Origin of the sequence: Bacillus sp. JJ1122 (assembly GCF_036964885.1) — a bacterium.
Lineage (GTDB): Bacteria > Bacillota > Bacilli > Bacillales > Cytobacillaceae > Mesobacillus.
The window spans coordinates 150,518-162,940 of sequence record NZ_JBALQL010000019.1 but is presented as its reverse complement, the minus strand read 5'-3'; the positions used below and the strand labels follow the sequence as shown (position 1 = coordinate 162,940).

The following is a 12,423-nucleotide window of genomic DNA, read 5'->3' as shown; positions in this document are numbered from 1 at the left end:
TTTTTCTTTTTTTGCTTTAATCGCTGCTTCACGCGCCCGTTTATCGAGCAAAGAAAGCAGACCAGTTTCATGAGCAGTTCCGAAAAGTTTTCCAGGAGGTACCTGCTCCGGTGATTCCGTCCTCAATAAAGATTCATAGCCATATATCTGACCTTCATTCTTGAGATTGACGATGGGCTGCAGGTAGCTTACAAGACTCCCATGATTGATCATTTCAACCGTTTCACGTTCCCGTACACGACTATATAAAGAAGTGAGACTGATGTTCATTTTAGGAATAACATTCTTTTCCGATATACCTGCCTCCACCTCCGTTTCCTCAATAAGCTCGCACGCTTCCTTAAGCATTCTTTGCAATTCCTCAACCGATTGATAATTTTTTGTTAACCAGCCTTCATTAAATCTGCTGAATTTTGGATGATCCTTTTTACTCCGGATAAACAGATAACCTGTATCGTATAAATGAAATGGCAATCCGCATTGCATGCACTCATTATTCATAATGAACCTCCAGCCTTAATTTCTAGTCCAATTTAATTATAACAATAACACCATCCATATAGGAAAATTGAACCTGTTTTTAAAAGATGCTTTATTATATTTTTCTTAAATGGTACGTACTTAACTTGTTATTGAAGGCTTTGCCAATAAAAAAAGCCGGCTTTATTCAAAGCCGGCTCAACACATTTATGCATCCATTGGATTATAAAGTTTTACTTCTGGATTCTTTTCCTGGAACCATCTTAATGCAAAGTCGTTTTCAAACAAGAAGGCTTTTTTATCAAAACGGTCGGTAACAAGAAGGCTTCGGGAGCTTGATAGGTTTTCGTTTACCTGATCACCCTCGATCCAGCGAGCAATTTTGGAGCCCTGTCTCTCCATCAATACTTCTACATTATATTCATTGCGCATCCTTGCCTCAAATACTTCAAACTGAAGCTGGCCGACTGCACCAAGCAGATATTCATCTGTCTTCACTGTTTTGAACAGCTGGATTGCGCCTTCCTGAACAAGCTGCTGGATTCCTTTATGGAAGTGCTTTTGCTTCATGACGTTCTTAGCTGATACACGAACAAAAAGTTCAGGAGTAAACTGAGGAAGCTTTTCGTACTGGAATGCTTCCTTGCCAGAAACAATTGTATCGCCGATCTGGTAAGTGCCTGGATCATATAATCCAATAATATCGCCGGCAACTGCTTCTTCAACCGTGCTGCGGTCATCAGCCATAAATTGTGTGGACTGTGCAAGTTTCATTGGTTTTCCTGTCCTGCTTAACTGCACGGTCATACCACGCTCAAATTTACCAGAACAAATGCGCAGAAAGGCGATCCGGTCACGGTGGGCTGGGTTCATATTTGCTTGGATTTTAAAGATGAATCCAGAAAACTCATCTGCAAGAGGATTGATTTCGCCTGCAGTCGAATTTCTTGGCTGCGGCGTGGGCGCAAACTGTAGATAAGAATCAAGGAAAGTCTGAACACCAAAATTGGTCAGCGCGCTTCCAAAGAATACAGGAGTCAAGTTTCCTTCAGCAATCCGCTCAGCGGAAAACTCATTTCCTGCTTCGTCAAGAAGCATGATCTCTTCAAGAGTTTGATCATACAACGAAGATTCTTTTAGCTTATGCACTCCTTCAATCTCACCATTGTCATTCAATGTAAGAAATCGGTCGTCTTCTTCTACACGGAATTGCTCAATCCTGTTATTGAAACGGTCATAAATACCCAGGAATTCTTTTCCCATTCCGATTGGCCAGTTCATCGGATATGATTCAATTCCAAGAACCTCTTCCAGTTCAGCAAGAAGCTCAAGCGGCATTTTCCCCTGGCGGTCAAGCTTGTTGATAAAGGTAAAAATCGGAATGCCCCTCATACGGCAAACTTTAAATAGTTTTAGGGTCTGATCCTCAATACCTTTTGCAGAGTCTATGATCATCACGGCACTATCCACCGCTGTCAAAGTCCTGTAAGTATCCTCTGAAAAATCCTGGTGACCAGGAGTATCCAGAATATTTACCTTGAAACCGTCGTAATCAAATTGCATGACACTGGAGGTTACGGAAATACCACGCTGTTTCTCGATTTCCATCCAGTCACTCGTAGCAAATTTTCCAGTTTTCTTCGCTTTGACTGTTCCTGCATCTCTGATCGCACCGCCAAAGAGGAGCAACTTTTCCGTCAGAGTCGTTTTTCCCGCATCCGGGTGGGAAATAATCGCGAATGTTCTGCGCGATAATACTTCGTCTTTTAATTTTTTCATGATTTTTATGTTTCCTTTCTATTTAAAGGCAAATTTCCTCATAAAGTTAATCTTATCTTTCTGGCGATAAGTTTGCAATCCTGCAATTGCATATCAATACTTTTTAAAATATTCCCAAAAGCCTTATAATATAAGTTCGAGGAGGTGGACCATGGATTCAATTACTCATACATTATTCGGTTTAGCCCTTTATGGCTCCATTGATAAAGAGCATATGGATACATCCAAAAAACGAGCTTACCTGCTGACAGCGGTAGGAGCCAGCCAGATTCCCGATATTGATGTAATTTCAAGATTTTGGGATAGCGAAGGCCACTACCAGATGTGGCACCGCGGCATTACTCATTCCTTGTTCCTGACTCCATTATGGGCTGCACTTTTTATTTTACTATCTTACCTTCTATTTAACGTAAAAGATCTAAAATTATTTTTCTTTGGATGGCTTGCAGTATTGATCCATGACACGAGTGATTTATTCAATGCCTGGGGAACAGGATATCTAGAGCCGTTTTCCAATATTAGAATATCATTCGGCACCATTCCAATCATCGATTTTGTTTTCTGGGTCATAATCGGTACCGCGTTTGTCGCTTCCAGGATGAATAAAATGAAAAGCTCTTATTATTTTAAATTCGCATGGGTTTTCATAGTCCTGCACCTTGTTGTCCAGAGTATCCAAGGCTTGATTATCTACAATCAATATGAAAACGAATATGATCAAATTGCCCTCTCGGCTGGTTTCATTCCATGGACTTATAACGTTATCACTAAAAACGACAGTAAAGTAGCGATTTTCCAGGATAATCTTTTCTCTGATAAAAAACTTCAATATGAACTTACATCCGCTGAGAATGCCAACCTGAATAACTTATTTAAGGAAAGACCAGAAGCCCGCACCCTCTATGAATGGTCACCATTTGTCGTCATTGTCGATGATGGTGAAAAAATAGGAGTATATGACCCAAGATTCTACCGTAATGGACAATCATTTTTATTTGAATACATTGATCGCACACAAAAAAATTGAACGATTTGCAGAAAGAATAAAAGAGCAGCCCGAATCAAGAGGGCTGCTCCTTAAATTTATATTTACATATTGGCTTGGATATCATCCATCATCTCATCAATAGTGTCGGTAATTTCGCTTGTCTTTGTGGCAATGGCGATTGTAAACTCCAACAATTCCTTGTATTTTTCAACAGAAATCATCGAATTCATTTTCTCGTATTCATTCATTTTCAAACCGAGATTTTGCAGGATCATAATGGCTTCTTCAATAGATCCTTTTTCAATTTCAAACATTCTGATTCCCCCTATTTCTCTGGTTGAATTCCATTATGAGGGAGTTAAACCTATTTTTAAATGGTAAAACTTTCATTTATATCCATTACAACTGTAAAAAATAGGATTAAAGTATGATTTAAATTCTATATTTTATTCCATTAATTAATATATTAATTATAAAGCCGAAAATCACTTCCAATGAACCAGGCTTATATTCCTAAAATTTGTAATAAAATATTCAAAAACTTGTGCGTGACTTTGTATTCTTTCTTAAGTTCGGCTACTGTCACTGCTCGCTTACAAAGGATGGTTCTGAGTCCCACTCTCTCGATTTCATTTAACATAGTGCCTTATTAAAAATAGGCTCTATCCTTAAGGAAAAATCTTAATCATTGTACATTTCAACGATCTGCTTCATAAAATCCTCTCCTGACCACAGCTTGTCACCGCCGCCCTGGGAAAAAGAATCATTTCCTCCGCCTTTGCCGTTTATAAGCGCAATTGCCTTGCACGCCAATTCCTTCATATTCCCTTCTGCCATATTCCCGCGTGCGAAGACAAATTGCAGCTTGTCTTCATTTTCCGCAACAAGAAGGAATGTTTTGGCGTCAGCCATCGATACCAGCAATTTTGCCAGCTTTTGAAGTTCTTGAACACTTCTGTTTTGAAACTGACTGCTGATTAAATCCTGGCTGCTCCCCTCGATTAATTCTGAAGCTTCATATGTCAAAAGCCTTTCCTTCATTTCTTCAACTGCCTTCTCTAATTCTTTTCGGTTTTCGAGCATTCTCTGTACAGCTCCTGCCATCTCTTGTTCAGGTGCATTCAATAAGGATGTAAGCTGCTGGAGGATGGTGTGCTTCTTCTCAAGCTGCTGGAGCACACGAGTTCCGCAAACAAACTCAACACGGACTTTTTTCTTTTGCCTTTCCCAGCCTAATATTTTCAACGAAGCTACCTGGCCAGTATTGCTTGGATGTGTGCCGCCACAGCCATTATTATCAAAATCCGGGATGATGACGAGCCTGATATTCTCAGACACAGAAAGCTCTTTTCTTAGTTGATACTGTTTCAATTCTTCTTTATTGACCCATTTAGTGACAATTGGACGATTTTCAAGGATGACCTTGTTCGCCAGCTTTTCAACAGCGGACGCTTCTTCATTTGAAAGATTATCAGTAGCCAAGTCGATTGTCAGCGTTTCTTTGCCGAGATGGAAGCTGACTGTTTTATAATGATATAACTCCTCAAAAGCTGCTGATAAAATATGCTGGCCAGAATGCTGCTGCATATGATCAAAACGCCGCTCCCAATCAATACGCCCTTCCACAACAGCACATTCACCTAAAGGTTCTGCTAAGTAATGGCGTATTTCCCCTTCGACTTCCTCAACATCAATAACCTCAACTCTATTTAAACTGCCGGTATCAAACGGCTGACCCCCTCCTGTCGGATAAAAGGCTGTTTGTGATAATACAGCATATAAACATCCAGATTCATCATTGCCCTGCTTGATTAATTCTGCCGTAAAACTTTTAAGATAAGAATCTTTGTAATACAATTTCTGATCCATTGCACACTTCACGCTCCGATTTCAAACTTTGATAACAAGTATAGCATTTTTTAATTCTTTCTAGGTGCTGGAGCAAACGCATAGTCTAGGGCATTTTGGATAATCAAAAATATCCTATTTTTTCCGAAACGGAAAAAGCAGCATCCAATCCCTGGATAGCTGCCTTTTGTAGTTCACTTATCTTATTTCAAGAGCTTGTTCCGCCTTGCTGACCACTGTTCTTCCTTGTTCTACATATTCATCTGGGAAAGGAGCATCCTTGTCGGCAGGCTCCTTAAACTGGTTGAAGGAGCCTGAGAGAGCTCCAACGTTCCCTTCATCATCTACTTCTGTTTCAAACTGATGATCCAGCAAGAATGGTGTCCCAAGCTGAACGAGTGTACCAGCTTCATCTAAAGAACCTCCTGTTGACTGGAAGGGGATTCGAACGTATTGCTGGTCGCCATGATCATCATTCATTTTATAATCAAAATAAGCATGGTCATATTCCCAATTGCCGTTTATCGTAAAGCCAATTGGCTCCAATTTTTGTTTCAATTCTCCAACAGAAAGCTCTTTTCCTTCTAAATTAGATTGAATTTGTATCATATCACGGACCTCATTTCGTATAGGATTGGTATATTTGTTTTTTCCACTCCTATACAACCCTCAAACATGTAATAGCACACTGTGAAAATGATAGCTTTATATTCTTTTTATACATTCACTACGAAATCAGAGAAAATCACTACGCTTTCTGATGGATTCACTACGGTTTTTACTTCATTCACTACGGTTTTAAAAGGAAACACTACGAAATAACTGATAATCACTACTTTTTCCATCTGGTGGAAAATTCCGGACCTAACTAAAAAAACTGTGGAGACACTAATGCCTCCACATATCTTATTTCATTAAATGGTAAACAACCGATTCATATGGCCGGAGACTTAGCCTTGAAATATTCTCGCTGGAATCATCATAATTCGAGAGTAATATTTCAGCGGTATAGCCTTCAAGATTTACTGTTTCCGGAAGTTCAAACACAGTTTCTTTTCCGTAAAAATTATTCACGACAAGTAGTTTTTCACTCTGGCCATTCCGGACATACGCAAATATTTCTGGGTGATCTTCTAGAATCAACTCGTAATCGCCATAAGTGATAATGTCGTTTTGCTTTCTGAACTGGATCAGTTTTTTATAATGATAAAAAACTGAATCTTTGTCAGCTAGAGCATTTTCAACATTAATCGTCTGGTAATTTTTCGCGACATTAATCCATGGAGAGCCATTTGTAAAACCTGCATGTTCTTCGGCATTCCATTGGACAGGTGTCCTTGAGTTGTCACGCGACTTGCTTTGCAGGATATTCAATATTTCTTCCTCAGGCATGCCTTCTGCTAGCTTAATTTTATACATATTTAAAGACTCGACATCGCGATAGTCTTCGATTTTATCATAGTATGGATTCGTCATCCCAATTTCTTCGCCCTGGTAAATATAAGGTGTCCCTTGCATCATATGGACAGCAGTTGCCAGCATTTTGGCTGATTGACGATGGTACTCGCCATCATTTCCGTAACGGGAAACAATCCGTGGCTGATCATGGTTGCACCAGAACAATGCGTTCCAGCCCCCGCCTTTATGCATTTCGGACTGCCATAACGATAATATTCGTTTTAAAGCGAGGAAATCAAAATCAGTAAGCGACCACTTATCCCCATTCAAGTAATCGACTTTTAAATGGTGAAAGTTGAAGGTCATGCTCAATTCATGACTATCAGGATTTGAGTATTTAATACAGTTCTCGATCGTTGTCGAAGACATTTCGCCAACTGTCATGCTGTCATACTTCGAGAAAACCTCACGATTCATTTCCTGCAAATACTTATGGATTTTAGGCCCGTCCGTGTAAAATTTACGCCCGTCACCCGGCGGCACTAACCCATCATCATCCGGAAAGTCCTGGTCTTTCGAAATAAGGTTGATCACATCAAGCCTGAACCCATCGACGCCTTTTTTAAACCAATAGTGCATCATCTCGTACAGATCATTGCGCAGCTGTTCATTCTCCCAGTTCAAATCCGCCTGGGTCACGTCGAAAAGGTGAAGGTAGTATTGACCTGTTTCTTCGTCATACTCCCATGCATTCCCTCCAAACTTGGATTCCCAGTTAGTCGGTGCGCTTCCGTCTTCTTTTGGATCCTTCCATATATAAAAATCCCGGTATGGACTATCCTTTGACTTTCGGGCATCCTGGAACCACTCATGCTCTGTTGATGAGTGGTTCACTACGATGTCCATAATCAACTTGATGCCTCGCTGATGCGCTTCTGCAAGCAGCCGGTCGAAGTCTTCCATTGTGCCGTATTCTTCGTAAATCTTATAATAGTCACTTATATCATAGCCGTTATCTCGCTGTGGGGAATCATAAATTGGTGTAAGCCAAATTACATCTACACCCAGTTCTTTCAAATAATCAAGCTTGGCGATGATCCCCTGAAGGTCGCCCGTTCCATTTCCTGTTGTGTCATAAAAACTCTTTGGATAAATTTGATAGACTACAGACTTCTTCCACCATGGTTCAGTCATTGAAACAACCCACCTCCGTCAGGATTAATTCTCTAGCAGCAATTAAGCCTCTTTTTTCTGCTTCGCCTTAGCCATAATGAATGTCAGTACGAAAGGAACTACAAGCGCGATTCCCATACCAATGAAGAATACTCCCCAATATTCTGTGAAAATGGATAAGAATGCCGGCAGGCCTCCTACACCAATCGAAGGTGCCTGAACACCGCGAAGAGTAATGACTATTCCGGCGATTGCTGAACCTATAATCGCAGCGATAAATGGATATTTATAGCGCAGGTTTACCCCAAACATCGCTGGTTCAGTAATTCCAAGCCATGCTGAAATAGCGGATGTTAAGGATAAGCCTTTAAGTTTTTCATTGTTTTTGTCTGCGAACATCATCGCGAATGCAGCAGAGCCCTGGGCTATATTAGATAGTGCCACCATCGGCCACAAGAAAGTACCTCCAATTGTGCCGATCAGCTGTAAATCAACTGCAAGGAATGTATGGTGCATACCTGTGATGACGAGTGGTGCATAAAGCCCTCCATAGATTAAACCACCGATTGCTGGTACAGCGTCAAAAATGCCAACTACCGCGTCAGTAATTCCGTTACCAATCATAAATGTAATCGGTCCAATTACGATGAAAGAAAGGAAACCTGTTACCAATAATGAAATCGGAGCAACTGTCAACAGCTGGAATGCATCAGGGATGCGTTTTTTCAGGAATATCTCCATTTTTGCAAGTACATAAGAAGCAAGCAAAACAGGCAATACCTGGCCTTGATAGCCGACTTTTTCAACTGTTAAACCGAATAAGTTCCATGTCGGAATCTTGCCTTCCTGCTGAGCTGCACCGTATCCCCACGCATTCAATAAGTCAGGATGAACAAGCATTAAGCCTAAAACAATACCAAGAAGCGGGTTTCCGCCAAATTTATTGACTGCACTCCAGCCAATCAACCCTGGCAGAAATACAAATGCTGTATTTGCGATTAAGTTAATAATACTGGCAAAATCAGCCCAATTTGTATAGACATCAATAAGGGCCTTCCCTTCGAAAAAGATATCCTTACCAGTAAGAATATTGTTAATTCCCATTAACAGACCGGCTGTGACGATTGCTGGCAAAATTGGAATGAAAATATCCGCAAGTGTTTTGATCGCTTTCTGCAATGGATTTAGGTTTTGTTCTGCAGCATCCTTAATTTCCTGTTTTGTCGCTGTACCAATGCCCGTGATTTCAACCATATCGTTATAGACTTTGTCTACCAGCCCCTGGCCGATTACAACCTGATATTGTCCATTGGCTGAGAATGAACCTTTTACAAGATCGATGTTTTCGAGTTTATCTTTATCTACCTTGCCTTCGTCTTTCAAGGCAAAACGCAGCCTTGTTACACAATGTGTTGCAGCAGCAATATTTTCTTTGCCGCCCACAGCTTCAACAATCTGCTCAACTGCTTGACGATTCATACTTTTCTCCTCCTGTTACCGTTTTCATTTAATAACTAAAAAATTATGCACGAAAGAAAACTTGTATATACATGTTTTTGATTACGTTTTCATTTTACTTGTATATACATGATTCGTCAACCATTTTAACTCATCCTATAAATTTCCCTTAATGATCGTATTAAAACGGCTTTCATTCTATTTTTAGACCTGACGAAATACTATTTGGAAAATTTTCTAATTGCTGTAGATGTTTTGACAAAGAGTTAATAAGGGTAAAAATAGTAGTAATAACTTTCAGCACGTCCAGGAAGGGTGTTAATCATGCTAGGCACAAAAAAAATAGAAGAAGGATATAAGAAGTTTGAAAAAAAAGCTAAAGAATACGTAAAACGACCAGAAAAAACGGATGTTCTCATAAAAGATGCAACTAAAAAAGCTGATGATAAAAAGGGCTCCCTAACAGAAATATGGGACAACCTGCAACTACTTTTTGAATTAGTCAGTGCATGGCGCAACGGTGAATATAAAAAAATTCCTACTGCTTCAATTGTTACAATCATAGCCTCCATCATCTATTTCGTTTCTCCGATTGATTTGATGCCTGATTTTTTGGTAGGTTTGGGGATTGTCGATGATGCGGCAGTCATTGGATTTGTCCTAAAACAAATCACCGCAGACTTGGAAAAATTTAAAATTTGGAAGGAAAATAATAAGGTGGAGAATGTGATAACCGAGAAAGACCTGCCACACCATAGCTTATAATACGATTACGTCCGGATGATCTGGGCGTATTTTTATTGGGAAAATTCCCTGCACCCCTTTTGTACTACAGTGAACCAAAGAATAATAAAGATTTTGTCCTATTCTAAAATTCATACTTAATCCGTACTTTAAAGTAATAGTAAATTTTTTACAAAGTCAGATTCCGTAATGATTTGTATTGTCTTTTTTTAAAAAAAGGGGGAAGGAAAATGCAAAAATTAATGATGATGACATTTGTCCTGCTGCTAATTTTCTCTGGCTCTGTAATTGCCTCTCCTTCACAGAAAGACTCCATTTCACAGATTAAAAACATTAACACCAAAAAATCAGAAACAGTCCAGCAAGAAGGTGTTGCAAATCCAGATGGCTACTTATGCTGGCGATGCACAAGTTATGTTTATTATGACGGTTATAGAGTTTGCGTTTCAGGCGTATGGCTGACTAACTGTCCAGTTTCTAATTAATGTTTGCAATTAACTTTCTTGATGAATTTAAGCACGTTTTCAGGCTATGGCTTTAAGTCATAAAATGGATAGTTCTAAAAAAGGATGCTGCACAGTTCAAAGTGCAGCATCCTTTTTTATTAACCTTTAGTTCCTGATGCAAGATTTGAGCCCTCAATAAAGTATCTCTGGAAAAAGAAAAATAATAGAACCACTGGCAGCAGGACTGTTACCGACATAGCCATCAAATAATGCCATTGTGTCTGGACAGTTCCTTTAAAGGTTTGAAGTCCGATCTGCAGTGTATACATACTTTCATCGTTAATATAAAGCAATGGTCCTAGCAGGTCATTCCATGCACCGTTAAATGAAAAAATCGCAACCGTAATAAGGGCCGGTTTAGTTAACGGAAGCATGATATGCCACCAGATTTGCAAGTGGCCCGCTCCATCGAGTATGGCAGCTTCAATCAGCTCATTAGGAATCCCCATCATGAACTGGCGAAGCAGGAAGATGAAAAAGGCACTGCCAAGGAAAGCCGGAACAATAAGCGGCAAATACGTATTTACCCAGCCGAGCTTTGAAAAGAGAATATATTGTGGCACCATTGTTACGAACCCTGGGATCAGCATTGTTGAAAGGACAATGACAAAAAGGGCGTTTCTCCCTTTGAACCTGATTTTAGCAAAGGCGTAGGCGACAAGTGAGTTTACAAAAACGCTGCCAATCGTTCCGATTACCGCAATGAATAACGTATTCATCGCCCAGCGAGTGAATGGCGCAGTCTGCCACGCTTCGATATAATTATTGAAATTAAATTGTTTTGGTAAAAATGTCGGTGGATACTGGGCAATTTCGGCTGGGGATTTCAGAGAAGTTGAAATCATCCACCATAATGGCATTAAAATCAGTGTACTGCCAGCAATGAGCAGCAGCGTCACGAAAATCAGCTTCATGTTTTCTTTAAATCTCTTTGTTTCGTAGAATCTTGGTGATGTCGCCGCACTCATTTTCCATCCCCCCCTTCATAATGTACCCAGCGTTTTCCTAGTTTCATATTTATAACGGTTAGAATCATTACAATAATGAACAGCAGCCATGCCATCGCAGATGCATAACCCATGTTAAAGACTTCAAAAGCGTTATTCCACATATGCAAATTATAGAATAAGAGTGAGTTTCCTGGTCCGCCGCTTCCATTTTCAGTCATGACGTAGGCTTCCTGGAAAATCTGAAACGATCCAATTGTACTCGTGATGACATCAAAAAAGATAATTGGTGAGATCATCGGCAGTGTAATATGGAAAAATTTCTGCCAAGAAGTAGCTCCTTCAATATCAGCCGCTTCATACATCTGCGGTGAAACTCCCTGCAAACTCGCAAGATATAGTAGCATTCCTCCACCTACACTCCACATTTTCATCAATAACAAGGCTGGCTTTGTCCATTCAGGATCAAACAGCCATGCCGGCCCATCAATTCCAACCCACGCCAGCATCGTATTTACTAAACCTGTAGAAGGGCTTAACAGCTGCATCCAAAGGAAGTAAACTGCTACCCCGGATAACACCGCAGGAAGGTAATAGATTGTCCTAAAAAACCTCATGCCTTTTACCTTCTGGTTTAAAAGAACACCAAGCAAAATAGCACCGGCAGTCGTCAATGGAACTGAAAAAATCACATAATAAAGAGTATTATAAAGAGAAGTGCGGAAAAGATCGTCCATCGTAAACATGCGTTTGAAATTCTCAAATCCAATAAAATTCATTTTTGAAGTAATATTATAATCTGTAAAACTTGCAGCCAAACTGAATAATAACGGTCCTAATGTTAACCCAATAAAACCAATGATCCAGGGAGCTATAAATAAATATCCAGCAAGATTGTCTTTTGCCTGTCTGCTAAGGCCTTTCTTTTTTGCTCCTGCCGCTTTTGCTTTTGTTTCATACAGTACTTTCCCACCAGCTTCTGTTTGTGCCAATGTTGTATCAGAAGACTTCATACCTTCCTAGACCCCCCTCGATTGCTAATTGTCAGAAAAAATATATGATTTCAAAAATAAAAGTTCTTATTAAAAGGCTCTGTTAAACA

13 protein-coding genes are annotated in these 12,423 nt (G+C 39.9%); 3 read left to right on the top strand and 10 right to left on the bottom strand.

Features of this window, described 5'->3' with window-relative positions:
• Both V7201_RS11510 and V7201_RS11505 read right to left on the bottom strand, forming a co-directional pair.
• A partial coding sequence (locus V7201_RS11510) for an EAL domain-containing protein (RefSeq protein ID WP_335376874.1) occupies nt 1-501 on the bottom strand: 501 nt, incomplete at its 3' end.
• 186 nt (nt 502-687) lie between these two features.
• A complete protein-coding gene (locus V7201_RS11505) occupies nt 688-2,259 on the bottom strand; it encodes a peptide chain release factor 3 (protein ID WP_335376873.1) in 1,572 nt (523 codons plus the stop codon).
• A 151-nt stretch (nt 2,260-2,410) separates the two neighbouring features.
• On the opposite strand from V7201_RS11505, the gene V7201_RS11500 reads away from it, so the two are divergent.
• Nucleotides 2,411-3,286 carry a metal-dependent hydrolase gene (locus V7201_RS11500; protein WP_335376872.1) on the top strand — a complete coding sequence of 292 codons (876 nt, stop codon included), beginning with the start codon at nt 2,411-2,413 and terminating at the stop codon, nt 3,284-3,286.
• A 62-nt stretch (nt 3,287-3,348) separates the two neighbouring features.
• On the opposite strand, the gene V7201_RS11495 is transcribed toward V7201_RS11500, so the two are convergent.
• From V7201_RS11495 to treP, 6 genes are all read right to left on the bottom strand, one after another.
• The gene (locus tag V7201_RS11495) at nt 3,349-3,561 is read right to left on the bottom strand and encodes a hypothetical protein (protein WP_335376871.1); all 213 of its coding nucleotides are present in this window, start codon (nt 3,559-3,561) and stop codon (nt 3,349-3,351) included.
• A 367-nt stretch (nt 3,562-3,928) separates the two neighbouring features.
• Entirely contained in the window at nt 3,929-5,116 is a 1,188-nt protein-coding gene (locus V7201_RS11490) for an alanyl-tRNA editing protein (RefSeq protein WP_335376870.1), read from the bottom strand.
• Between the two features lie 177 nt (nt 5,117-5,293).
• A complete protein-coding gene (locus tag V7201_RS11485; RefSeq protein WP_335376869.1) occupies nt 5,294-5,704 on the bottom strand; it encodes a YugN family protein in 411 nt (136 codons plus the stop codon).
• 107 nt (nt 5,705-5,811) lie between these two features.
• Nucleotides 5,812-5,940: a hypothetical protein gene (locus V7201_RS11480; protein ID WP_335376868.1), complete on the bottom strand. Its 129-nt coding sequence runs from the start codon at nt 5,938-5,940 to the stop codon at nt 5,812-5,814.
• Nucleotides 5,941-6,001: 61 nt separating this feature from the next.
• The gene (gene treC, locus V7201_RS11475; RefSeq protein ID WP_335376867.1) at nt 6,002-7,687 is read right to left on the bottom strand and encodes an alpha,alpha-phosphotrehalase; all 1,686 of its coding nucleotides are present in this window, start codon (nt 7,685-7,687) and stop codon (nt 6,002-6,004) included.
• 42 nt (nt 7,688-7,729) lie between these two features.
• The gene (gene treP, locus V7201_RS11470; protein WP_335376866.1) at nt 7,730-9,145 is read right to left on the bottom strand and encodes a PTS system trehalose-specific EIIBC component; all 1,416 of its coding nucleotides are present in this window, start codon (nt 9,143-9,145) and stop codon (nt 7,730-7,732) included.
• 303 nt (nt 9,146-9,448) lie between these two features.
• Between treP and V7201_RS11465 the strand changes: the two genes are divergently transcribed.
• Nucleotides 9,449-9,889, top strand: coding sequence for a YkvA family protein (locus tag V7201_RS11465; protein WP_335376865.1), 441 nt, complete (start codon nt 9,449-9,451; stop codon nt 9,887-9,889).
• A gap of 209 nt (nt 9,890-10,098) precedes the next feature.
• A complete protein-coding gene (locus V7201_RS11460; protein WP_335376864.1) occupies nt 10,099-10,353 on the top strand; it encodes a hypothetical protein in 255 nt (84 codons plus the stop codon).
• 119 nt (nt 10,354-10,472) lie between these two features.
• On the opposite strand, the gene V7201_RS11455 is transcribed toward V7201_RS11460, so the two are convergent.
• Together V7201_RS11455 and V7201_RS11450 are read right to left on the bottom strand one after the other, a co-directional pair.
• Nucleotides 10,473-11,342 carry a carbohydrate ABC transporter permease gene (locus V7201_RS11455; protein ID WP_335376863.1) on the bottom strand — a complete coding sequence of 290 codons (870 nt, stop codon included), beginning with the start codon at nt 11,340-11,342 and terminating at the stop codon, nt 10,473-10,475.
• Nucleotides 11,339-12,334: a carbohydrate ABC transporter permease gene (locus tag V7201_RS11450; RefSeq protein ID WP_335376862.1), complete on the bottom strand. Its 996-nt coding sequence runs from the start codon at nt 12,332-12,334 to the stop codon at nt 11,339-11,341. Before V7201_RS11450 ends, V7201_RS11455 begins: the two co-directional genes overlap by 4 nt.
• Nucleotides 12,335-12,423 lie beyond the last annotated feature (89 nt).

What these genes read in the sequence shown, in the direction of transcription:
- V7201_RS11505 (WP_335376873.1), bottom strand. Translation starts at nt 2,259, where the DNA reads ATGAAAAAATTAAAAGACGAAGTATTATCGCGCAGAACATTCGCGATT.
- V7201_RS11500 (WP_335376872.1), top strand. Translation starts at nt 2,411, where the DNA reads ATGGATTCAATTACTCATACATTATTCGGTTTAGCCCTTTATGGCTCC.
- V7201_RS11495 (WP_335376871.1), bottom strand. Translation starts at nt 3,561, where the DNA reads ATGTTTGAAATTGAAAAAGGATCTATTGAAGAAGCCATTATGATCCTG.
- V7201_RS11490 (WP_335376870.1), bottom strand. Translation starts at nt 5,116, where the DNA reads ATGGATCAGAAATTGTATTACAAAGATTCTTATCTTAAAAGTTTTACG.
- V7201_RS11485 (WP_335376869.1), bottom strand. Translation starts at nt 5,704, where the DNA reads ATGATACAAATTCAATCTAATTTAGAAGGAAAAGAGCTTTCTGTTGGA.
- V7201_RS11480 (WP_335376868.1), bottom strand. Translation starts at nt 5,940, where the DNA reads ATGGAAAAAGTAGTGATTATCAGTTATTTCGTAGTGTTTCCTTTTAAA.
- treC (WP_335376867.1), bottom strand. Translation starts at nt 7,687, where the DNA reads ATGACTGAACCATGGTGGAAGAAGTCTGTAGTCTATCAAATTTATCCA.
- treP (WP_335376866.1), bottom strand. Translation starts at nt 9,145, where the DNA reads ATGAATCGTCAAGCAGTTGAGCAGATTGTTGAAGCTGTGGGCGGCAAA.
- V7201_RS11465 (WP_335376865.1), top strand. Translation starts at nt 9,449, where the DNA reads ATGCTAGGCACAAAAAAAATAGAAGAAGGATATAAGAAGTTTGAAAAA.
- V7201_RS11460 (WP_335376864.1), top strand. Translation starts at nt 10,099, where the DNA reads ATGCAAAAATTAATGATGATGACATTTGTCCTGCTGCTAATTTTCTCT.
- V7201_RS11455 (WP_335376863.1), bottom strand. Translation starts at nt 11,342, where the DNA reads ATGAGTGCGGCGACATCACCAAGATTCTACGAAACAAAGAGATTTAAA.
- V7201_RS11450 (WP_335376862.1), bottom strand. Translation starts at nt 12,334, where the DNA reads ATGAAGTCTTCTGATACAACATTGGCACAAACAGAAGCTGGTGGGAAA.